This is a genomic window from Clostridium sp. DSM 17811 (assembly GCF_018861905.1).
Taxonomy (GTDB): Bacteria; Bacillota; Clostridia; order Clostridiales; family Clostridiaceae; genus Clostridium_AD; species Clostridium_AD frigoriphilum.
Window position 1 is genome coordinate 470,322 of sequence record NZ_JAHLDU010000002.1, and the last position, 23,073, is coordinate 493,394.

19 protein-coding genes are annotated in these 23,073 nt (G+C 30.7%); 16 read left to right on the forward strand and 3 right to left on the reverse strand.

Going from position 1 to position 23,073, the window contains the following annotated elements:
- From KPL44_RS05070 to KPL44_RS05085, 5 genes are all read left to right on the forward strand, one after another.
- Positions 1–492, forward strand: coding sequence for a DUF6115 domain-containing protein (locus KPL44_RS05070; RefSeq protein ID WP_216247808.1), 492 nt, complete (start codon positions 1–3; stop codon positions 490–492).
- A 62-nt stretch (positions 493–554) separates the two neighbouring features.
- Positions 555–689, forward strand: a complete 135-nt coding sequence (locus KPL44_RS25715) for a hypothetical protein (RefSeq protein WP_258880636.1) — start codon at positions 555–557, stop codon at positions 687–689.
- Positions 686–1,468, forward strand: a complete 783-nt coding sequence (locus KPL44_RS05075) for a flagellar hook-basal body complex protein (protein ID WP_216247809.1) — start codon at positions 686–688, stop codon at positions 1,466–1,468. Before KPL44_RS25715 ends, KPL44_RS05075 begins: the two co-directional genes overlap by 4 nt.
- A 26-nt stretch (positions 1,469–1,494) precedes the next feature.
- Positions 1,495–2,280 carry a flagellar hook-basal body complex protein gene (locus KPL44_RS05080; protein WP_216247810.1) on the forward strand — a complete coding sequence of 262 codons (786 nt, stop codon included), beginning with the start codon at positions 1,495–1,497 and terminating at the stop codon, positions 2,278–2,280.
- A 141-nt stretch (positions 2,281–2,421) separates the two neighbouring features.
- Entirely contained in the window at positions 2,422–3,183 is a 762-nt protein-coding gene (locus KPL44_RS05085; protein WP_216247811.1) for a hypothetical protein, read from the forward strand.
- A gap of 73 nt (positions 3,184–3,256) precedes the next feature.
- On the opposite strand, the gene KPL44_RS05090 is transcribed toward KPL44_RS05085, so the two are convergent.
- Positions 3,257–4,900 carry a putative manganese-dependent inorganic diphosphatase gene (locus tag KPL44_RS05090; protein ID WP_216247812.1) on the reverse strand — a complete coding sequence of 548 codons (1,644 nt, stop codon included), beginning with the start codon at positions 4,898–4,900 and terminating at the stop codon, positions 3,257–3,259.
- A gap of 290 nt (positions 4,901–5,190) precedes the next feature.
- On the opposite strand from KPL44_RS05090, the gene KPL44_RS05095 reads away from it, so the two are divergent.
- Positions 5,191–7,785: a calcium-translocating P-type ATPase, PMCA-type gene (locus tag KPL44_RS05095; RefSeq protein WP_216247867.1), complete on the forward strand. Its 2,595-nt coding sequence runs from the start codon at positions 5,191–5,193 to the stop codon at positions 7,783–7,785.
- Between the two features lie 103 nt (positions 7,786–7,888).
- On the opposite strand, the gene KPL44_RS05100 is transcribed toward KPL44_RS05095, so the two are convergent.
- Positions 7,889–8,308 carry a hypothetical protein gene (locus KPL44_RS05100; protein WP_071613418.1) on the reverse strand — a complete coding sequence of 140 codons (420 nt, stop codon included), beginning with the start codon at positions 8,306–8,308 and terminating at the stop codon, positions 7,889–7,891.
- 245 nt (positions 8,309–8,553) lie between these two features.
- Here KPL44_RS05100 and KPL44_RS05105 point away from each other — a divergent pair, with 245 nt between their 5' ends.
- Positions 8,554–10,848: an AAA family ATPase gene (locus KPL44_RS05105; protein WP_216247813.1), complete on the forward strand. Its 2,295-nt coding sequence runs from the start codon at positions 8,554–8,556 to the stop codon at positions 10,846–10,848.
- A gap of 306 nt (positions 10,849–11,154) precedes the next feature.
- On the opposite strand, the gene ychF is transcribed toward KPL44_RS05105, so the two are convergent.
- On the reverse strand, positions 11,155–12,252 hold the full coding sequence (gene ychF / locus KPL44_RS05110) for a redox-regulated ATPase YchF (protein WP_171296824.1): 1,098 nt from the start codon (positions 12,250–12,252) through the stop codon (positions 11,155–11,157).
- A 333-nt stretch (positions 12,253–12,585) separates the two neighbouring features.
- Between ychF and mraZ the strand changes: the two genes are divergently transcribed.
- The 9 genes from mraZ to KPL44_RS05155 all read left to right on the forward strand — a co-directional run bounded on the left by mraZ (position 12,586) and on the right by KPL44_RS05155 (position 23,035).
- Positions 12,586–13,014, forward strand: coding sequence for a division/cell wall cluster transcriptional repressor MraZ (gene mraZ, locus KPL44_RS05115; RefSeq protein ID WP_216247814.1), 429 nt, complete (start codon positions 12,586–12,588; stop codon positions 13,012–13,014).
- Positions 13,015–13,025: 11 nt separating this feature from the next.
- Positions 13,026–13,958, forward strand: coding sequence for a 16S rRNA (cytosine(1402)-N(4))-methyltransferase RsmH (gene rsmH / locus KPL44_RS05120; RefSeq protein WP_216122301.1), 933 nt, complete (start codon positions 13,026–13,028; stop codon positions 13,956–13,958).
- 18 nt (positions 13,959–13,976) lie between these two features.
- Positions 13,977–14,471, forward strand: coding sequence for a hypothetical protein (locus KPL44_RS05125; RefSeq protein WP_216247815.1), 495 nt, complete (start codon positions 13,977–13,979; stop codon positions 14,469–14,471).
- A 42-nt stretch (positions 14,472–14,513) separates the two neighbouring features.
- Positions 14,514–16,709, forward strand: a complete 2,196-nt coding sequence (locus tag KPL44_RS05130; protein WP_216247816.1) for a stage V sporulation protein D — start codon at positions 14,514–14,516, stop codon at positions 16,707–16,709.
- A gap of 254 nt (positions 16,710–16,963) precedes the next feature.
- Complete coding sequence (locus tag KPL44_RS05135; RefSeq protein WP_216247817.1) at positions 16,964–18,409, forward strand: UDP-N-acetylmuramoyl-L-alanyl-D-glutamate--2,6-diaminopimelate ligase; 1,446 nt, start codon at positions 16,964–16,966, stop codon at positions 18,407–18,409.
- Entirely contained in the window at positions 18,410–19,822 is a 1,413-nt protein-coding gene (locus KPL44_RS05140; RefSeq protein ID WP_216247818.1) for a UDP-N-acetylmuramoyl-tripeptide--D-alanyl-D-alanine ligase, read from the forward strand. It abuts the gene before it with no gap.
- A complete protein-coding gene (gene mraY / locus KPL44_RS05145) occupies positions 19,819–20,772 on the forward strand; it encodes a phospho-N-acetylmuramoyl-pentapeptide-transferase (RefSeq protein WP_216247819.1) in 954 nt (317 codons plus the stop codon). Before KPL44_RS05140 ends, mraY begins: the two co-directional genes overlap by 4 nt.
- A gap of 20 nt (positions 20,773–20,792) precedes the next feature.
- On the forward strand, positions 20,793–21,899 hold the full coding sequence (spoVE, locus tag KPL44_RS05150) for a stage V sporulation protein E (protein WP_216247820.1): 1,107 nt from the start codon (positions 20,793–20,795) through the stop codon (positions 21,897–21,899).
- A gap of 323 nt (positions 21,900–22,222) precedes the next feature.
- Positions 22,223–23,035 (forward strand): cell division protein FtsQ/DivIB, encoded by an 813-nt coding sequence (locus tag KPL44_RS05155; RefSeq protein WP_216247821.1) that lies wholly within the window; start codon positions 22,223–22,225, stop codon positions 23,033–23,035.
- Positions 23,036–23,073 lie beyond the last annotated feature (38 nt).

Sequence of the window (23,073 nt, forward strand, 5' to 3'; positions counted from 1 at the left end):
ATGACAGGTTTATTAATTTTTATTGGGTTAATTCTTATAATTTTAAATGTGTTATCAATAAAAAAACAAAATAAGTCCTTTAATGGGGTTTTAGGAAATGCTATGGGAAATATTAAAGATGATGATATTAGAATAGGGGAACTTAGAGCAGAGTTTTCTAAAAGTATTTTAGAACTTCAAAGCGGAATAATGGAAATTAAAGAGAGTATGGTAAAAAACGATAAAATACATAAAGACTATGAAGCGTGTCACGATAATAAAGAGAATACAATTACTATAGATGATACTAAATCAGATAATGCAAGTATTACATATATAGCTAAGCCAGATGAAATTGATAGTAGAGTCTTAGATGAACCTAATAATAGTAATGAAAAAGTTGAGGAAATAAAAAGGTTATTTAGTGAAGGCTCATCTACTGACGAAGTTTGTGAAATATTGCATTTGGGTAAGGGGGAAGTACTATTAATAAAGGATTTATATATAAGATAAAAGGATTAATAGACTTTTTAAGTGATAGAAAACTCTTGATTGGAATAGGAATAGGTTTGATTATGGCATGTATTTTACTAGCTGGTTCAAAGATAAATTATGAAATGAGTAAAGGACAAATTGAAATTAAGGCAAGTGGGTATGGTATGCGTTACCCAGATGATATGCCAATAACTATTAAGGATGTGAAAAAATGATTAGAGCTTTATACACAGCAGTTACAGGACTTATAACTGGAGAAGCAAAGCAAAGTACAGTAACTAATAATATAGCCAATTCCAATACAAATGGATATAAGGCTGAGAATCTTTCTATCAAATCATTTGATGATGTTTTAATACAAAACTATGATAAGATGGTAAATGGTAAAAACACAAAAAATGTTATTGGATCTCTTAGTCAGGGAAGTAAAGTTGATGATGTAAATACAGATTTTACTCAAGGTATTATACAAACTACAGATAAATCTACAGATTTTGCAATTGAGGGAAAGGGTTTTTTTACAGTTCAAAGTAATAACGGAATAACTACTAAAAATTATTATACAAGAACTGGTGATTTTCATGTTGATGGAAGTGGATATTTAGTAACAGATAGCGGAGATAAGGTTTTAGGTAAAAATAGTACAACAAATGCTATAGAACCAATATTTGTAGGTGATGGTAAAATTCAATCTGATAAATATGGAAATATTAGTGTTAACGGTAAAAAACAATATAAATTTGATCTAGTTGACTTTAAAGATTATAATGCTATCAAAAAAGTTGGAGATAACTTGTATGATGGAGCAAATCCTATTCAAAATGCAAATGTTACTGTAAGACAAGGTTCTCTTGAAAAATCAAATGTTAATGTAACAAATGAAATGGTAAATATGATGGAAATCATGAGAAATTTTGAAAGTAACCAGAAGGTTATGCAAGCTATTGATATGACTTTAGGTAAAGCTGTAAATGAAGTAGGAACAGTTAAATAAAACATTAAAAGGGGGAGTGAGTAAATATGTTAAGGATTATATGGGATAGTAAAAGTGCTATGATGGCACAACAAGAAAAGTTAGATACTATATCAAATAATATTGCAAATGTAAATACAAATGGATATAAAAAGCTTAATACAAATTTCAAAGATCTTGTTTACGAAACGATTGATAGAAAAGGATATCCAGTAAGTATGGCTTCCAAAACTACCCTTCAAAATGGTACAGGTGTTAGAGTAGGGGAATGGAAAAGAGACAATACGCAAGGGGCGCTTAATCAGACAGGCTTATCAACTGACTTAGCTATAGATGGTACTGGTTATTTTGAAGTAACTCAACCAGACGGTAGCAAGGCTTATACAAGAGCTGGTAATTTCCTCTCAGATGCAAGTGGAACTATAGTTGATGAGAAGGGAAACAGATTAAGTATACTTGATGCCAGTGGTAAAAATATTAATACAGTAAATGGAACTTTTAAATTTACTGCTAATAATTTTCAGGTTTCTGAAAATGGCAATGTATCTATAAAAGGTAACAATGCTGTTGTTGGGAAAATAAAAATTTCAACTGTTGTAGGAGATAATTCAATGATTTCAATAGGCGATAATTTATTTCAGCCAAAACCTGGCACAAATGTAGTGGGTAGTAAAGATTATTCTATTAATCAAGGGTATTTAGAACAATCAAATGTTGATATTGCTACTGAAATGACTGATATGCTTATGACTCAAAGAGCTTTTCAGCTTAGCTCAAGTACTTTAAAAACAGCTGATGAAATGTGGCAAATGGCTAATAATTTACGTGGCTAATTAATTTATAATTGTTTTGACATGCTTTTGAAGTATGTCTTTTTTTGTTATAATAAATAATACAAAAATTAGTTTTAATTGGAGATAATTCCTCATATATTATTAGTAAAGTACATAATAATATGATTTAGGAGGGTGATCATGGGGATAGGATATATAATTGGTTGTTTATTTAGCATATTACTGTGGAGATTGGATAGACAAAGGATCTTTGATTTTATTAATGTAAAATCAAAGAATAAAATTAAAAATATATATGCGGTGCAATTTTCATATATATTTCTTATATTTATTATATGTTTGGGGCTTACTTATATAAAAAATAACCAAGTATATAATGCTATTACAGCTTTTATGGTAATAGATATTAGTAATACAGAGAGAAAAAATTTAAAGAACAATGAAAAAAAACATTTTTATGACACAATATCTACTATATCTAGAGCTCTTATATGTGGATTTATAACACCATTATTTCTCATTATAATGTTTGGTAACGGCTTAGCAATTGTATTTGCAATATTATACAATTTAAGTGCTGATGAGGATCTGTTTATATTAGGTTTTATTGTGTCTATAGCTAATATAATACCATCAATGATGGCAGAAGTTTTTTTATATATAATTTATGTATTTAGAAATCGAAAATTAAAGGTAAAATTTAAAGGAGATTACATTAGTAATCTTTTCATAGTACCTCTCCTAAATGTTGATATTTTGGCTGCATTTATAGAATCAGTTAATTTTTATTCTTACCACAAGGGTAACAATATGCATTATCTAAAATGTTATGGTGACTACAACAATAAAATTGATAACGTATGCATTAAGGATTATTTAAGCATAAGTTATTCTATATGCTTCATAGTTTTTATAGTTTTTCTTGTTATACAGCTAATATAGAAGTGTTCATAAAATATAAAAAACAAAGCAAATATTTTTTAATAAATGCCTTGTTTTTTATTTAATTAAAATTTTATTTTATTTTACTTAGGGCAACTGTGATAGGGGGTATAACTTGTTTTTTCCTTGAAACAAGACCAGGTATGTATACACCGATATCTGTTAAATTAACATTAAAAGCTTTTGAAACAATGTCCTTGTGTTCACCAGCAGCTATTAATACTGAACCGCCATTTAATATATCGGTTAGCATTAATATAATCAAGTTGAAACCATTTTCTGTTGCTTTTTTATTCATTAAATCTATCATATCATCTTTAATTGTATCGAAGCCTTCAATATACATTGTACCAACTTGTGATACTCCTACTTTAAAACCACTAAGAGTAAAAATTTTAAAATCCTGATAGAAAATTTCCTCAGCTGTTTTACCGTCCAGTGAGGTACCAGCTTTAAACATTTCTTTAGCAAACTCTTCTATATTTAAGTCGGCAATCTGAGCTAATCTTTTTAAAGTTAGTTCGTCAACTATTGTAGATGTTGGTGATTTTAATAATAATGTATCGGAAATAATTGCTGCACATAAAATTCCAGCAACATTTTTTGATGGTCTAATTCCATTTTCAAAGAATATGGTTGCTACGATTGTTGAAGTGCTTCCAACAGGTTCATTTCTGAAATATATAGGTTGACCAGTTTGAACATCCGCAATTCTATGATGATCTATTATTTCTAATATTTCAGCATCTTCAAGTCCGAGTACCGATTGGGTTTTTTCATTATGATCTACAAGTATAACCTTTTTTTTATTTTCTGATATTAAATGAAATCTTGAGATACTTCCAACTACTTTATTATTTTCATCAAGAACTGGATAACTTCTATATCTAGTCTCAATCATAGTGTATTTTATTTCATCAATAAAATCCTCTGTATTAAAAGTAACAAGATTTTTTCTGGTCATAACATAATCTATAGGAATACTTTGAGTTATAAGTCTAGAAGCTGTAAATGTGTCATATGGTGTCAATACAATTGTACACTCGTTAGTTTTTGCAAGTTCTACAACCTCAGCTGATGGAGCATGGTCACCTGTGATAATTACAAGTGATGCTTTTGACTTAATAAGTAAGCACTGTGAATCATCTCTATCGCCACATATGCCGATATCCCCAGCTTCAATTACTGTTTTTGTGCTATCAGGATGCATAGCAGCCACAATAATTTTACCAGTTATCTTAAAGGGGGTCTCTGGTTTGTATAAACATTTAGCGGATAGTGTATCTAAAATATTTTCAAGGGGTGTATTACTCTTTGCAAGAATAGAATTGTCCCAAATATCTAAATAGTTTGAAGCAAGATTTGAAACTGAAGCTACACCAGCTAGTTGATCATTTTCATCTATTACAGGTAGGGTCTTAACATTCTTTTTCTTCATAATAGACCAAGCCATTTTTAGAGAAATATCCGGTGAAATTGGAGCTACAACATCAATGTCTAAATCAGAAATTTGTGTTTTAACTGTAGTTATAAGTTCAGGTTCGGGTACAGCAAAATATTTAAGGATAAATTTTGTTTCGGAATTTGTTTCACCGAGCCTTATAGGCACAGCAGTAAGTTTACCAGTTTTATTTTTAAATTCTGAATAGGCAATAGCAGAACAAATAGAATCAGTATCTGGATTTTTGTGACCAGTAATATAAACAATGTTTTTCATGTATGTCCTCCTTGTCTTCCCCTAGGGCAGATAATAATTATTATCTACGTGTCGTTTTAACTAATAATTGTTGATAACATTATTTTATATTCAAATTTACATATTGTAAAGAAAAAACCAAATATTCTTTTCATATGTAGGAAAGTAACCACATATATTAGTAAAGAATATAGAATATAGCAATGTAGTTATCATAAAATAATAAGATGATTACGTAGGAAAGATAACAATTAGAAAATGTTATCTATTTTAAAGAGGTGTAAGGGGGAATATAAGTGTTTAATGAACGAATGTCAAATAACAATGCTAAGGATAAAAATAAGTCAAGTGGACTTGGTTATGATAGTATTACCTCATCAAAGGGGCTAACAAATTCAGAGGCCGAGAGTAGGCTTAAAAAATATGGGTTTAATAAATTAGAAAGTAAAAAAAAGATATCAGCTCTTCAAATATTTATTTCTCAATTCAATGACTTTATTACTTGGATATTAATTGTAGCAACGGTGCTTTCGGGTCTTATGGGTGAAAAAGCGGATGCAATAACTATATTCATAATAGTTATAATGAATGGAATATTAGGATTTATTCAAGAGTTTAAAACTGAGAAGTCATTAGAGGCACTTAGTAAGCTTGCAGCGCCAACAGCTAAAGTAGTTAGAAATGGAGGGATTTCAGTAATAAATGCAATATATTTAGTGCCCGGAGACCTCGTAATTTTAGAAAGCGGAGATAGAATCCCGGCAGATTGCATTTTGACTGAGTGTAATAACATCATGCTAGATGAATCCTTACTTACTGGAGAATCCGCTGGAGTATCTAAAAGTGCAAGCTCTAAGGAAAATACCATTTATATGGGAACGATAATTTTGACTGGAAAAGCTAAAGCCAAAGTTATTGCAACAGGAATGAGCACGGAAATGGGGAAAATAGCAGATATGCTTCACAGTATAGATAATGAGAGGTCGCCATTAAAAGAACGATTGGCGCATCTTGGAAAAATATTAGTTATACTTTGTATAATAATTTGCTTTGTTGTAACGTTTATGGGAATTTGGCGTGGACAAGATAAGTACGAAATGTTTTTACTAGGAGTAAGTCTTGCAGTAGCTGCAATACCTGAAGGTTTAACTGCTATAGTTACAGTTGCTTTGGCACTTGGTGTATCTAGAATGCTTAAAAGAAATGCTCTAGTTAGAAAATTGCCGGCCGTTGAAACTCTGGGTTGTACTTCAGTAATATGTACTGATAAAACAGGAACCTTAACTGAAAATAATATGACAGTAAAAGCATTTTATTTTGATGGACAGATTTACAATGTTGACAATGACAATGTCCCGCTTAATTTAATGATGAAAAAAGCCTATACATACTGTAATGATTGTAATTATGATTTCAGTGCAAGAAATATTGAAAAGTGTTTATTTGGTGATCCAACAGAAACAGCATTGATTAAAGGTCTTTTCAATAACTCTAAGGAGTTACAGGAATTCTTAAACAAAGCGAGACGGGTATATGAAATTGCATTTAACTCAACAAGAAAAATTATGTCTGTTATTGTTAAAGAGGATGGTAGAGAAGTTTGTTATGTAAAGGGTGCCCCGGAGCGGGTTATAGAAAAATGTAATTATATATTGATTGATGGATTGATACAGCCAATGCTTCCCATTTATAAAAATAAACTAATGAGATCGGTTGAGGCTATGTCAAACAAAGCTTTAAGATGTATCGCCGCGGCCTATAAGGTGACTGGTATTGTGCATAATGATAATTTGGAGAGTAATTTAATTTTTATAGGTGTAGCAGGTATAATTGATCCTCCAAGAAAAGAAGTAAAGGATGCAGTTATAAAGTGTAAGATTGCAGGTATAAGACCTATAATGATAACAGGAGATCATAAAAATACAGCTTATGCTATAGGAAAAGATTTAGAAATATGTAAATCGCAAGAAGAAGTTATAACTGGAGATGAACTAGATAAATTAAGCGATAAAGAATTAGATAAGAATATTGATAATTTAAAAATATTTGCAAGGGTGAGTCCTAAACACAAGCTAAGGATAGTTAAGGCATTTAAACATAAAAATCATATTGTAGCTATGACTGGGGACGGTGTTAATGATGCACCAGCTATAAAAGAGGCAGATATTGGTATAGCTATGGGCATATCTGGTACAGATGTAACTAAAGAGGCAGCATCTATGATCTTACTTGATGACAATTTTGCGACTATTGTTTCTGCAGTTGAAGAAGGTCGTGTAATTTACAATAATATTAGAAAATTTATAAGGTATTTATTATCCTGTAATTTGGGCGAAGTACTTACTATGTTTTTGGCTTCTTTATTTTATTTAGAGAATCCACTTCTTCCAATTCAAATTTTGTTTGTAAATTTAGTTACGGATGGTCTTCCAGCTATTGCTTTGGGAGTAGATCCTGCAGATCCTGATATAATGCTAGAAAAACCTAGAGGGAAAAATGAAAGTGTATTTTCAAGAGGTCTTACAGAAAAGATTATCATACGTGGATGTCTTATAGGTGTTTGTACTATATTGTCATTTATTGGTGGAAAATATTATGGCATGAGTATTGAGGCATGTAGAACACTTGCTCTTGGAACGTTAGTTTTATCTCAACTCATACATGTGTTTGAATGTAGATCTGAAAAACATTCTTTATTTGAAATTAACCCATTCACCAATATGTATTTATTGGGGGCTGTAAGTATATCGGTAATTATGTTACTTAGTATAGTTTATATTCCATTTTTACAAAGTGTTTTTCACACTATACCTCTTAATTTTGGGCAATGGTTAATTGTTTTGTTTTTCTCAAGTATTATTTCCTTTATAAATAGTTTGTACTTATATTTAACAAACAAGCACTAACATTACCGTTAGGTAATTCAGCACCTAGCGGTGCTGCATCACCTGATGGTAACAAGTTTTGTGGATTTAAAAAGCTATATGACAAAAAGTCATATAGCTTTTATTACTTAAATCGTTTATCTGCTCTTACCCTTTGTACCTTTTGAGGCGGGGTCCCTTGTTTTTGTGGAACTAAGTCTTTTTTCGTAGTCATATTTCTAATGTTAACAATTTGAATATGTTCTCTGTGTTCTTTACCTTTTTTGCCTTTCATTCCTTGAATTATAACAGACTGTCCTTGAAGTACTGATATAAAGGCTATCTTTTTAAACCAACGATGTTTTTTATATATGCACTTAGAAATTGATTTGCTTCCATCAGCCTTTACAAGGATGGTTACTGTTAATTTATAAAATATTCTAAGATAATTTTTCGCTTCTACTTTGACAGATAGAACTCTGCCTTGTGCTTGAGTAAGTCTATCACCATATCTTTTTAAATAAGCATTTGTGTAACTATTAGTCAATTTGTCTTTTAATCCCATTAAATTACTCCTTCACAAAAAAAATTATAAAAAATATAAAAAGTCAATAAGCTTATTATATCTTAAGTTGTTATTTAACTCAAGTATTAAAAAGGGTGTATTTATAAATTTATTTTTACAATATATGTATAAAAAGAGGCGTAATCATAAAATTAGAAAAATTATTAATCTATAATGAGAATATCTGTCCCCAAATGTGTGATTTAAGAATATTAATAGAATAAAGAATTGAAAGGAGGAGGAATATGAGTAAGGAATTAACTCCAAAGGATATAATATATGAATTTGATATTGAAAATATGGATGCAAGGGAAACATTAGATCCCATGCCACAATATTTAGATGTAATAAAAAATATTAAAACTGCTATGAGTATAGATAAAGAAGGTTTTAATGTTTATTTAATAGACGATTTTTCAAAGGAAAGCCTTAAGGATATTACTGAATGTGTAGATAAAATATTTCAGAATAATAGTAAACCAAAAGATATTTGTTATGTATTATATGAAGATGAAAAATCTCCTAAACCTATTATGGTAAGTAATGGGGGTGGAAATAGGTTAAAAGATATAATTGAGGGATTGCAGGATGAGTATTTAGAGTGTACATTTCAGTTTTATAATAATTCATCAAATAAAGAAAAAGAGGGAATCCAAGAAGGAATTCAAAAAAAAAGGAATGAACTTATTGGGGGTCTAATAGATATAGCAAAAGATAGAGGTTTTGATATAAAGTCTACTAATAGTGGGTTTACATTCATTCCTTTAAGTAAAGGAAAGGAAATGTCAGAGAATGAATATGATACACTAGATAAAGAGAGAAAAGAAGAAATTTTAGCTACGGCAAAAATGTTAAAAGAAAAAGCTAAGGATACTTTAGAGAAATTAAAAGAATTTGAAGTAATAGACTTAGAAAAAATAAAACAAATAATGGGAATATACTACAAAAATGAAATGAGTCAAATAAAAGATGACTTTAAAGATATGTTTATTGAAGATGAAGTTGTAGTGGAATATATTGATATAGTATGCAGCGGTATTGAAACAAGACTTATAGATAATTATTCTATGAATTATGATGATGATGAAGAACAAATAAATGAAATTATCTACAAATATATTGTTAATGTAATTGTAGATAACAGCAATAATAAAGTGCCACCAGTAATTTTTGAGCAAGATCCCAATTTAACGAACTTAATTGGAAATATAGAATATGAAAATCACAAAGGAGTTTATTCAACTAATGTTGGATTTATAAGGAGTGGAAGTTTAATCAAAGCAAATGAAGGGTGTTTGATAATTAGAATAAATAGCTTGCTAAGTAACCCTTTGGCGTATAATCAGTTAAAGAAATCTTTATTAGCAGAAAAGGTAGATGTTGGAGCTAACAGTAACCATTATGAGACTATTTCTTTAAACACTTTAAAACCGGAACCTATATCCATCAAAACAAAAATTATTCTTATTGGAGATTACGAGACATACGACTTGCTTTATAATTATGATGAGGACTTTAAAAAAATTTTCACTATAAAAGCAGAATGTAATCCAGTACAGAATATAGATAATAATCTAAAAAACTCTTTAGTATGTGGTATTAATAAGATTTGCCACGAAAATAATTTTAAATCACTTACAAACGGAGCTATTAGAGAAGTGGCAAGGATAATGTCTAGGAGGGTAGAAAGTAAGAAAAAAGTTTATTATGACAAACATGAGATTAAAAAATTATTAATCTTAGCTAGTAATAAGGTTGAGTCAGAAAATAGAGCTGAGATTAATGAAAATGATATAATTGAGGTAGGGTATACAAAAGATATTATGGAAAAGGAAATTTTAAATCACTATACTGAAAAGAAAATGCTTATTGATGTTACGAATAGTAAAATAGGACAAGTGAATGGACTATCAGTAATTGATACAGGATATTTTAGTTTTGGTAAGCCAATAAAAATCACCTGTTGTTGTTATAAGGGAGCAGGTAATATAATAGATGTTCAGCAAGAGAGCAATCTAAGTGGAAGCATTCATAGTAAATCTATTAATATTTTGAAAGGTTATATGAGTAATATTAATGGCGGGTTTAGTAGACTACCAGTTGATTTTCATGTAAGTTTTGAACAAATATATGGAAAAATAGATGGTGATAGTGCATCAGTTGCAGAAATAATAAGTATGCTCTCGGCTCTAAGCAAAGTACCAGTAAAGCAAAACATTGCCATTACAGGCTCGGTAAATCAATTTGGTGAAGTCCAACCTATTGGAGGAGTAAATCATAAAATAGAAGGTTTCTTTGCAGCATGCAAAGCCTTAGACACTATAAAAGACAAAGGTGTATTGATTCCATTATCTAATGCAGACGATTTGGTCCTAAATGGGGAAGTTGAACAGGAAATTAAAAATGGAAACTTTCACATATATACAATGACCTCCATCGATGATGCGATTCAAGTACTAATGGGTGACTCAGATCAAAACTTTGAATCTCTAATGTTAATCATTAGCAAAGAGCTAAAGAAATACAGCAGCAGAAAATGATTAGTAAATATTTTTGTTGTTGTTTTATCATAACATGTTAACAAAAGTATATATTGCGTAAAATGCATTTGAGCAAACCTTAGAAATTCTTAATTTATTATATTTATGTATGCGTTAAGAAACCCACATGTTTGAGCGCAGCGAGTTTGTGGGTTTTAGCATCCATAAATATAATAAATTTTAGAATTTCAAGGTGAAGCGAAACGCAGTTGTAGCGATATATACTCTTAGTTAACAGACATGAGAAAACATGAGATTAATGAAAAAGCACAGAACTAATTTCTTAGTATCTGTGCCTTATATTTTTTATACGTTAAATCTAAAGTTGACCACATCACCATCTTGCATAATGTATTCTTTTCCTTCAAGTCTATATTGTCCTTTTTCCTTAGCAGCAGCTTCGCTACCACATTCAACTAATTTATCATAGGAAACTATTTCTGCTCTTATAAAACCTCTTTCTATATCAGAATGAATTTTACCAGCTGCAGCAGGGGCTTTAGTCCCAACGTGTATAGTCCAGGCCCTTATTTCTTGAGGCCCTGCAGTTAAGTAACTCATTAGTCCGAGTAATCTATAACTCGAATGAATAAGTTTATCAAGGCCTGTTTCGTTAAGGCCATATTCTTGTAAAAGCTCCATTTTTTCCGCGTCGTCTAAAGTAGATAATTCTTCCTCTAGGCTTGCACAAACTACAATTACTTCTGAATTTTCATTTTTAGCAAATTCCTGAACTTTTTTAACCATATCATTTTCTGTATTACCAGACATTAGATCATCTTCACTAATATTTGCAGCATATAATACTGGTTTTGAAGTAATTAGAAAAAGACTGTTTACGAAAATAGTTTCTTCTTCGGTAAATTCAAGGGTTCTTGCTGGAAGATTTGCTTCAAGGTGTTCTTTTATTCTTTCCATAAGTTCATATTCCATTTTTGCCGTTTTATCTCCAGAACGAACAAGTTTTTGTGATCTTTCTAGGCGCCTCTCTAATACATCAAGATCAGAAAAAATAAGTTCTAAGTTAATAGTGTCTATATCTCGAAGTGGATCAACGTTACCATCTACATGTATGATATTTTCATCTACAAAACATCTTACTACATGAACAATAGACGCAACCTCTCTTATGTGAGATAAAAATTTATTACCTAAACCTTCCCCTTTGCTTGCTCCTTTTACGAGGCCGGCTATATCATAAAATTCAATTGCAGTGTGAATTATCTTTTTACTATCGTAAATACCTTGTAATACATCCAGTCTTTTGTCTGGAACACTTACAACACCTACATTTGGTTCTATAGTACAAAATGGATAGTTAGCAGATTCAGCACCTGCCTTTGTAATTGCATTAAATAATGTGCTTTTCCCTACATTTGGTAAACCTACAATTCCTAGCTTCATATATATGTACATTCCTTTCCTGCGTTTAAGATTATTAAGTTCTAATAAATTATACTCTAGATATTATTCTATTTCAAGCTAATGCATTTCAAGGAAGTGAAATTGGCCAATTGTTTAACTAAATACAACTCAGAGATATTAATGTAATTTTAGTTAATAAATTCAAGTAAAGGATTAAAATGATTTAATTACATTTAAAATTTCATTTAAAATTTTAAAAATGATATAAAATAAAGAGGAATTTTTGTTTTTCTATAGAATATTACTTAATAGTGGTTTAAAATGGTTTAAAGTGGTTCAAAGTGGAGTAATAATATAAAGTGGGGTAATATTATGTTTATTGGTGAATATCAACATGCCATTGATAGTAAAAACAGAATGATTATTCCCACAAAATTTCGCGAGGGACTAGGCAGCGAATTTATATTGACTAAGGGTCTTGATGGGTGCTTGTATATATATACAATGGACGAATGGAAGATAATGGAGGAAAAACTAAAAAAACTTCCATTAACGAGTAAGGATGCCAGAGCATTTGTGCGATTTTTTTTCTCTGGTGCAAATGAAATAACAAGTGATAAGCAAGGAAGGGCCTTAATACCACAAAATTTATGTGAATACGCTTCGATTAAGAAGGAAATAGTAAGTATAGGTGTATCAACTAGAATAGAAATATGGGCTAAAGACAAATGGGATAAATATAATGAGTCAGATATGGATTTTGATGAGATTGCAGAAAAAATGAACGAATTAGGTTTATAAAGGAGATAAAAATGGAGTTTAAACATATATCAGTTTTATTAAATGAGTGTATTGAAGCACTTGATATAAAGGAAGATGGAATTTATGTGGATTGTACACTAGGAGGTGCAGGTCACTCACTGGAAATTTTAAAAAGGTTATCTTCTAAAGGAAGGCTTATTGGAATTGATCAAGACGAGGACGCACTAAAGGCTGCAAAGGAAAAGATTAAGGAATTTAATAACGTTACTTATGTACATGATAATTTTTACAATATAAAATCAATACTAGATAAATTAGAAATTGAAAAAGTAGATGGGATTTTTATGGATTTAGGTGTTTCGTCATATCAATTAGATAATACAGAACGTGGATTTAGTTATATGAGAGATGCAAAACTTGATATGAGAATGGACAGAAGTAAAGGAATAACAGCTTTTGACGTTGTAAACAATTACGAAGAAGAGCAAATAGCAGATGTTTTAAGAAATTATGGTGAAGAAAAATTTTCTAAAAGAATTGCTGGTTTTATAGTAGATAGAAGAAAAGACAAACCAATTGAAACAACGCTTGAGTTAGTGAATGTTATAGATGCAGCTATCCCTGCAAAGTTTAAGAGAGATGGAGGTCACCCTGCTAAAAGAACTTTCCAAGGCATAAGAATTGAAGTTAACGGGGAACTGAAAATACTTGATAAAGCAATAGAAGATGGGATAGAGAGGCTAAATTCCGGTGGAAGAATGGCGATTATTACATTCCAGTCACTCGAGGATAGAATTGTTAAAGTTAAATTTAAAAGCTTAGAAGACCCTTGTAAATGTCCAAAAGAGTTACCTATGTGTGTGTGTGGTAAAACACCAATCGTAAAACTTATTAGTAGAAAACCTATAAGGGCAACAGAAGAAGAACTAGAGGTAAATAGTAGGAGTAGAAGTGCAAAACTAAGAGTGGCAGAAAAAATTTAGTTCTAAATTGTGGATGGGGTGAATAAAGTGATAGTAGCAAAAAAAGAGTTTGAAATGTTTGGGAATACAGTTTTAGCACCACAAGAACCAATTAAAAAACGAAAATATGAAGATTTAGAGAAGTCACGAAGGCAGGCTAATCAAAGTAAAAGACAAAAGGATATTAAAAAGAAAAAGAAGGTTCTTGCAAATATTTTTATAGGGTTTGTTATTGGAATGGTTATTATAGCAAGGTACTGTATGATTTATTCCTATCAACAAGCAAGTTCTAAAGCCAAAGCTCAGATAGACACAATAAGTAAACAAAATGATGCATATGAGGTAGACCTAATAAAGTTTAGAAATATAAGCTATATTGAGAAAACGGCTACGACAAAACTTCATATGGTTAAACCCAAAATAAGTGATATACAATATTTTAATTTAAGCAAAAACAATTTAGGTACAAATGATGATTCAAAAGTTAGAATAAGTAATAATGTAGTAAATAAAATAAAAGATATTATGTTTTAGATAGTAAGTAATACCCAGTTAAAGTAGCAGGGGGGAAATAAGTTGGCAAGAGGAGAGTATAGAGACAAGGTAGTAGTTAAACGTAGGATGTTAATTGTCTTTTTCATACTTTTTATTTTGTTTTTTCTATTAGTTAGTAGGTTAAGCTACGTAATGATAGTTAAAGGATCTGATTACAAAGAAAAAGCAATTCTACAGTGGACAAGTGATGTTCGAATTTCACCAAAGAGGGGACGAATTCTAGATAGAAGTGGAAAAGAGTTAGCTATAAGTGCAAATGTTTTTAGAGTAGATTTAGATCTTAATGCATTAAGAGAAACTACGACGAAAAATAGTTTAACTATGAAAGCTATTGCGCCAGAACTAGCTACAATACTTGGAATGGAATCTAGTGACGTTTTATCAACTTTGACTAAGACAAATTCAAAAGGCAAAGTTATTGGGTCAGCTATTTTGAAAAGAAGGATAGAAAAGGTTACAGCTGATAAAATAAGTGATTATTCGAAAAAACATAATCTTCGTGGAATTGTGATTACAGGAGACACAAAAAGATTTTATCCCAATAATAATTTCTTATCAAGTGTTTTAGGACATACAAATTCTGATGGTAATGGATTAACAGGGGTTGAACTTTATTACAATAAGTTTCTATCAGGAGTACCTGGAATAAAAATTTCAGAAACTGATAGAAAAAGTGAGGAATTGCCTTACACAATATCTGATTATACAAAACCCATAAATGGTAAAGATGTAGTACTTACAATTGATGAGATGATTCAGTATTTTTGTGAAAAAGCTGCATCACAAGCTATGATTGATAATAAAGCAAAAGCAGTTAGTATAATTGCAATGAATCCTAAAAATGGCGAAATATTAGGAATGGTTAATAAACCAGACTATAATCCTAATGATCCTTGGGATCTTAGCAAAAGTTATGATGAAAACCAAAAGGTATGGAGAAATAGGGCTGTTAGTGATATTTTTGAACCGGGGTCTATTTTTAAAGTGTTTACAGCTACAGCTGCAATGGAAGAAAAATTAGTTAAGGAAGATGATAAGTTTTTCTGCTCAGGTAGTACAGTAGTTGCAGGGAGAAGAATTAAGTGTTGGAAAACTACAGGGCATGGAGCTGAAAACTTTGTGGACATATTAAAGAACTCATGTAATGTTGGATTTATGGAGCTTGGTCGCAGACTTGGTGCGGAAAAATTAAATAAGTATATTTATTTGTTTGGATTTGGTCAAAAAACTAAGATTGATGTAAATGGGGAAGCTTCAGGAATAGTTACAAAAACTAAAAATATGACTGCTCAAGATGTAGCAACGACATCATTTGGTCAGCATGATGCTATATCTTGTATACAATATTTAACGGGTTTTAATGCTATTGCAAATGGAGGAAAGCTTATAACTCCTCATATCATGAAAGAGATAGTTGATTATGGGGATACAAATACTAAAAAGGTTCTAGAGACATATTCAAATTACAATGAGAGAAAGATAATTGAACCGGAAGTTGCAAAGAAGCTTAGGGGTTACCTTGAACAAGTTGTAGAAAGTGGTGGTGGTAAGAAGGCATTTATCGCAGGATATCATATTGCCGGAAAAACAGGAACTGCTCAAAAGATTAGTGAGACAGGTCCAGGATATGCATCACAAAAATATGTTTCATCATTTGCGGGAATGGCTCCGTCAAATGATCCTCAAATAACTATACTAATTAATATAGATGAACCAGACCCATCTAATTACTATGGTGGTCAGATTGCGACTGTTGTTGGAAAACAAGTATTTAATGATATTTTCAATTATTTATCATTGAAATCTGATGCTACTAGTGAAGAAATTGGCAAAAGTTTATTAAAAGATATTATTGTACCTGAGGTAAGAGGTCTTAAAACAGCAGATGCGCAGAAGATAATAAAAGAAAACAATTTAAAGATAAAATTAAGTTCAGATGGAGGTACTATTACTGATATGACACCAAAACCTGGTTATACGGTTAAAGAGGGAACTGAAATTATTCTGCATACGGGCGAGGTAAAAGAAGATAGTAATACGGTTATGGTACCAAGTATTATAGGGCGTAGTTCAGAAAGCGCTAGTGAACTATTGAGTAGTCTTGGATTGAAAGTTACATTTACTGGGAATGGGATAGTTTCAGAACAAACTTTAGAAGGTAAAGTCGTGAAGAAAGGAACTACAATTACTGCAGATCTAGACATTATGGCTGATTAACTTTTATTTTTAGTAATAGATGACTTTCATCTGAAATGTCATTAAATATAGTGTATAATTATAAATTAGTACGTGGCAAACCAAAACCGACAGGATTCAGCATTTGTGAACTGTCGGATTTGCCATGTTAGAGGGTAGAGTGATTTTTTATAAAATCAATTTTATTTGTATACTATTTGTAAAAGAGGTTAGTAATAAAAAGAATAATATATTTTGCTTTGTGGCAATATGTTATGAATTAAGGGAGCGATTGTATGAAGTTAAGAAAAATTATGGAGAATATTAATTTCAATTTAATAAAGGGTGATATTGATATAGATATAAAAAAAATTCAATATGACTCAAGAAAGGTAAAAAAAGGGGACGTGTTTTTCGCTATAGAAGGATATAATCTCGATGGACATAAATATATTCAAAGCGCTATTAATAATGGCGCTGTTGCTGTTATATGTCAGAAGGATATAGAAGATGGACTAGATATCGTTGTAATTAAAGTTGAGGACGCTAGAAGGGCACTAGCTATAAGCGCGGCTAATTATTATGAAAATCCAAGCCGTAGTATGAAAACGATAGGGATTACAGGAACTAATGGAAAAACAACATCAGCCTTTATGATTAAAGCAATTTTAGAGCAGAGTGGATATAAGGTTGGGCTAATAGGTACCATAGCAAATTTTATAGGAAAAAAGAAGATTCATACAGAGAGAACTACTCCAGAATCGCTAGAATTACATGAGCTTTTTAAAGAAATGGTAGATTCTAATGTTGATTATTGTGTAATGGAGGTGTCATCGCATTCTTTAAGTTTAGACAGAGTATATGGAATAGAGTTTTGCGAAAGCATTTTCACAAATTTAACTCAAGATCATTTGGATTTTCATAAAACTTTTGAAAACTATTTTAATGCTAAATTGAAATTGTTTAAGCTAAGCAAAACATCAGTAATTAATATCGATGATGAATATGGCGCAAAAGCCTATAATTTAATAAAAAATAGTAAATTGAGTTTTGCATTAAACCACACGGCAGATATTATGGCTAGCAATATAAAAATGCATTCAAGAGGGAGTCAATTTACTTTAAAGTATAAAGAAAGTTCTTTTGATATAGAATTAAATATACCAGGAAATTATAATGTATATAACGCTCTTGGGTGTATAGCTGTTTGCTTGAATCAGGGAGTGGAGATTCCAGCAATTAAAAAAGCATTACAAAAGGTGCAAGTACTTGGACGATGTGAACTTGTTGAGAATAATCATAATTTGGGGTTTGAAATAATTTTAGATTATGCACATACACCTGATGGTTTAGAAAACATTTTGGAAACAGTAAGGGAATTCACAAAAGGTAAACTTATAGCTGTTTACGGTTGCGGTGGAGATCGGGATAAAACTAAAAGACCTATAATGGGTAGAATAGGAACAAACTTAAGTGATTTTTCATTTATAACTTCTGATAATCCAAGGACCGAAAATCCGCTGGAAATAATAAAGGATGTGGTTCTCGGCATTGAAAAGAATAATTTTGAAATAATAGAGAATAGACGCGAGGCTATAAAACGGGCAATAGAGAGTGCAACAACTGGGGATATAATTGTTATTGCGGGAAAAGGTCATGAGGATTATCAAATACTTAAAGATAAAACTATACATTTTGACGAGAGAGAAGTCATTTCAGAGATACTTAAGGAGAAATTATAAATGGAGTATATTACTACAAATGAGATAATAGAGGCAATTCATGGGGAAGTAGTTTTGCAAGGTGAGAGTACTAAGCATAATAATGTATGCATAGATACAAGAATTATAAAAGAGGAAGATGTTTTTATAGCAATAAAAGGTGAAAATTTTAATGCTAATGATTATGCCTTAGAGGCTAGTAAAAAAGGAGCTTCAATTTGTATAATTGATGATATGAAGTTTGAGAGGAATGATTTTAATAAGAAAACATCTGTTATTAAAGTAGTAGATACTAAAAAAGCACTTCTTATGCTTGCTAAATATTACATAAATAAACTTAATATAAAGGTAGTAGGAATTACTGGTTCTACAGGTAAGACATCTACAAAAGATTTGGTTGCGGCAGTGCTTAGTGCTAAGTTCAAAGTGTTTAAAACACTAGGTAATTTTAATAACGAAATAGGATTACCTATGATGATATTTAAGTTAGATAAAAGTTATGATGTTGCTGTTCTTGAGATGGGCATGAGTGACTTTAAAGAGATTCATAACTTATGTGAAGTTGCAAAACCTGATATTGCTATTATTACTAACATTGGAATGTCTCACATTGAAAATCTTAAAACTAGAGAAAATATTTTAAAAGCTAAAATGGAAATAACAGATTTTTTTGGTGAAAATTCTGTTCTAATTGTAAATTCGGATAATGATCTATTACAAGATATTACATCAAAATATGAACTTATAAAAACCGGAATTGACGCTAAGGCTGATTATAGAGCATGTAATTTGAATATCCTTGAAAATAAAATAATATTTAACATAATGGATAAAGGAAATTTAATAGAAACCGGTATTGAGGTAAATATACCAGGACGCCATAATATACTTAATTCGATGCTCGCTGTAGCCTCTGCAAGAGTAATGAATATGAGTTACAAAGAAATTGCAGTAGGTTTTAAAAAACTTGAAGTTACATCTATGCGTTTAAATATAAAAAAAGGAAAAAGGTTTACTATAATTAATGATTGTTATAATGCTAGTCCGGATTCAATGGTAGCTGCGATTGATGTACTTTGCGACACTCATGGTAAATCCAAAATTGCAATCTTTGGCACTATGAAGGAGCTCGGGGATAGTGCATATGATGCACATAAACAAGTTGGAAAATATGCGAAAAGTAAAAACCTTGATTTGTTAATAACACTTGGTGAATTTAATGAGGAATATAAAGAAGGATTTAATGATATAAATAAATATAGAAGTTTTGAAACCTATAACGAGGTAGTTTCATTTTTAGATGGAATCATAAAACAGGGGGATGTTGTTTTAGTTAAAGCTTCAAGATATATGAAGTTTGAGAGCATAGTGAAGGAACTCGAGAACTTGAATTCTTGCGAAAATATTAATAATAAAGAGGTGATAGAAAAATGAGTTTAATTATTTATTCTGTAATAATTGCATTTTTATTATCAATTATACAAGGACCCTTGTTAATTCCACTTCTACATAAGCTTAAGTTTGGTCAGAATATAAGGGCAGAAGGACCTAAAAGTCATCTTAAAAAAGCTGGGACACCTACTATGGGTGGCATAATATTTATGGTTTCAACAATAATTACAATGTTATTAATTGTTAGACATACAAATGATGAAGCAATGATTGCAGTATATTGTTTTATAGCTTTTGGATTAATAGGACTTATTGATGATTTCCTTAAGATAACACATAAAGATAATGAAGGACTTAAATCTAAACAAAAGATGTTACTTATAGTAATAGTTGCAGGAGTAATTGGATATTACTCTTCCATTAGATTAGGAACGGATATAACGATACCATTTGCCAATATGAGTATAAATTTGGGTATTTGGTATGTACCTTTTATTATTATATATTTTGCGTCAACTACAAATGCAGTAAATTTAACTGACGGGTTAGATGGACTTGCAACTTCAGTTACAATAGTAGTTATGACATTTTTTGCTTTGGTTAGCAATATGTTGTTTCATCCCTCTCTTGCAATATTTTGTGCGGCACTTGCGGGTGCATTATTAGGATTTTTAAAATACAATTCTTATAAAGCACAAATTTTTATGGGAGATATGGGGTCCTTAGCACTTGGAGGAGCAGTAGCAGGTGTTGGCATGATACTAAAATCACCCTTCCTCGTTGTTATCGTAGGTGGTATATATGTTATGGAAACACTCTCAGTTATTATTCAAGTTTTTGTATTTAAGGCTACAGGCAAGAGAGTATTTAAAATGTCCCCCATTCATCATCATTTTGAATTAAGTGGATGGAATGAAACTAAAGTTGTTGCAGTATTCTCTATTGCAACAGTAGTTTTCTGTTTAATTGGATTTCTATCATTTTCCTATTAGTGATGTAAGGAGGATACAATATGAAAAAACAAAATTCTAAAATGGGACAAATAGATTTTATATTATTTGCAACAATAATGATTCTTGTGGTTATTGGAGTAGTTATGGTTTATAGTTCCAGTTCATATGTTGCTGCTTTTAAATATAATGATCCAGAGTTTTTTTTGAAAAAGCAACTTATGTGGGCAGCTATAGGAAGCATTTTAATGGTTGTAGCAATTAAAATTGATTATCATATTTTAAAAAGATATACTGGCATTATGATGGTAATTACTATACTATTGTTACTTGTAGTTTTAGCTTTCCCAGCTATTAACGGTGCTAAGAGATGGATTCCATTAGGATTCGCATCTATTCAGCCATCTGAGATTGCAAAATACACTGTAGTTTTGTTTATGGCTAAGAGCTTAGACAGAAAGGGAGAAAAAGTAAAAGAATTTTTTAAGGGAATATGTCCATACTTATTAGTTTCAGGATTTTATGCGGGTCTAGTTTTGCTTGGATCAAACTTAAGTATAGCAGCTGTTATAATGATTGTTACGGTTATTATATTATTTGCAGCAGGTGCAAAATTTTTACACCTTTTTGCAATAGGTTCTACGCTTGTTGCGGCGGTTGGTGCTTTAACAATTCTTGAACCATATAGATTGGCTAGACTTATGAATTTCAGAGATCCTTTTGCTGATAGTCAAGGTAAGGGATATCAATTAGTTCAGTCACTTCTTGCACTAGGGTCAGGCGGAATTACTGGCGCAGGCATTGGCCAGTCAAGGCAGAAATGTCTTTATATACCAGAGCCTCAAACGGATTTCATCTTTGCAATAATTGGGGAGGAACTAGGCCTAATAGGATGCACATTTATAATGCTGTTGTTTGTAATTTTTATATGGCGAGGTATTAAAACAGCGGTTACTTCTAAAGATATGTACGGAACCATCCTTGGTATTGGAATTACATCAGTTATAGCAATACAGGCAGTAATTAATATTGCTGTAGTTACAGGTTCGATGCCAGTAACTGGCGTGCCATTACCGTTTATAAGTTATGGTGGATCAGCTCTGGTTTTTAATATGGTTGCAATGGGGATACTTTTGAATTTGTCGAGGCAAACTGAAAATAAAAATTAGAAAAGGCATGCGTAGCGGCATTGCCTTTTCTAATTTTCAAATTACAATTAGTGGGTATAGTTTTAAATAAATAATGAGTCTAAGGGCTTGTATATTTCGGTTATTATTTGTTCTGGTGTAGTTAAAGAAAATTAATATTATAAATACTAAAAATAGGTTAAAATTCAGATGAAAATAGTTAAGTTAAGTGTTATTATATATAGGAGAATAGTTTTAAATAATATTATGTAAATTAAATCTGGATCTATTTTACAATATACAAATTTTAATGGTGTATTTTAATATATAAATTTGTAAATTTGTTAAGGAATGCGAGGAAGTGAATGAGAAAGAAAAGTAATAATCTTGAAAAAGGGAATTACATTATAGAAAATAAAGAAAAATTATTACATAAAAGGAAAAAACGGAAAAAAGTAAGGGGCTTAATTTTATTAGTCATAATTATGGTAACAACGCTTATTACGTTATGCATGAAATTGCCTTATTTTGATATTAAAAATATTGAAATAACAGGAAATGTGAATGCATCTAAAACTGAAATTAATGATATAGCTAAAACTCATTTAGGTAATAATATTTTATATGATGGTTTTGGTGATACCAATAAACAAATTATGGAAAACCCATACGTTTTAAGTGTAAAAGTTAAAAAAGTTTTTCCTAGCAAGATTATTATAGAAATAAATGAAAAAAGAGCGACGTTTTATGGAAAAGCAAATAATGATTTTTACATTATAGATAATAAAGGAAACCTACTTCAAAAAAAATCAGATATTAAAGGTATGAACTTAGTAAATCTAATTGGATTTAATTATGAAAAAGCTCAAGTAGGTAGTTTAATTGGAGAGAAGAGCGATCGAAAAATTGATACTCTAGTTTCAATGGCTAGTATCATTGAGAATTATAGAAAGACTAGTAAATCAAATAAGATAATAGCAGTAGATGTAAATAATGTGTTAGATATTAAGATTTTATATGGAAATATGTATATTAAATTTGGAACAACACTAGATTTGAAAAACAAATTTAATAAGGCGATAAATATTATTACGCAACCTCAATATGAGAATGCAAAGGGGTATGTAGATGTAAGTTTTACAGGAAATCCAGCAATTTATGTAGGACCAAAGAAGTAAGAAGGTGTCTCCCCCGGAGAGTAACAAGGAGGAAGTTT

Excerpts from the sequence above, each read along its gene's own strand:
- KPL44_RS05095 (WP_216247867.1), top strand. The coding sequence starts at position 5,191 with ATGTCAAATAACAATGCTAAGGATAAAAATAAGTCAAGTGGACTTGGT.
- spoVE (WP_216247820.1), top strand. The coding sequence starts at position 20,793 with ATGAAAAAACAAAATTCTAAAATGGGACAAATAGATTTTATATTATTT.
- KPL44_RS05075 (WP_216247809.1), top strand. The coding sequence starts at position 686 with ATGATTAGAGCTTTATACACAGCAGTTACAGGACTTATAACTGGAGAA.
- mraZ (WP_216247814.1), top strand. The coding sequence starts at position 12,586 with ATGTTTATTGGTGAATATCAACATGCCATTGATAGTAAAAACAGAATG.
- KPL44_RS05070 (WP_216247808.1), top strand. The coding sequence starts at position 1 with ATGACAGGTTTATTAATTTTTATTGGGTTAATTCTTATAATTTTAAAT.
- KPL44_RS05155 (WP_216247821.1), top strand. The coding sequence starts at position 22,223 with ATGAGAAAGAAAAGTAATAATCTTGAAAAAGGGAATTACATTATAGAA.
- KPL44_RS25715 (WP_258880636.1), top strand. The coding sequence starts at position 555 with ATGGCATGTATTTTACTAGCTGGTTCAAAGATAAATTATGAAATGAGT.
- KPL44_RS05090 (WP_216247812.1), bottom strand. The coding sequence starts at position 4,900 with ATGAAAAACATTGTTTATATTACTGGTCACAAAAATCCAGATACTGAT.
- ychF (WP_171296824.1), bottom strand. The coding sequence starts at position 12,252 with ATGAAGCTAGGAATTGTAGGTTTACCAAATGTAGGGAAAAGCACATTA.
- KPL44_RS05135 (WP_216247817.1), top strand. The coding sequence starts at position 16,964 with ATGAAGTTAAGAAAAATTATGGAGAATATTAATTTCAATTTAATAAAG.
- KPL44_RS05085 (WP_216247811.1), top strand. The coding sequence starts at position 2,422 with ATGGGGATAGGATATATAATTGGTTGTTTATTTAGCATATTACTGTGG.
- KPL44_RS05140 (WP_216247818.1), top strand. The coding sequence starts at position 18,410 with ATGGAGTATATTACTACAAATGAGATAATAGAGGCAATTCATGGGGAA.
- KPL44_RS05100 (WP_071613418.1), bottom strand. The coding sequence starts at position 8,308 with ATGGGATTAAAAGACAAATTGACTAATAGTTACACAAATGCTTATTTA.
- rsmH (WP_216122301.1), top strand. The coding sequence starts at position 13,026 with ATGGAGTTTAAACATATATCAGTTTTATTAAATGAGTGTATTGAAGCA.
- KPL44_RS05080 (WP_216247810.1), top strand. The coding sequence starts at position 1,495 with ATGTTAAGGATTATATGGGATAGTAAAAGTGCTATGATGGCACAACAA.
- mraY (WP_216247819.1), top strand. The coding sequence starts at position 19,819 with ATGAGTTTAATTATTTATTCTGTAATAATTGCATTTTTATTATCAATT.
- KPL44_RS05105 (WP_216247813.1), top strand. The coding sequence starts at position 8,554 with ATGAGTAAGGAATTAACTCCAAAGGATATAATATATGAATTTGATATT.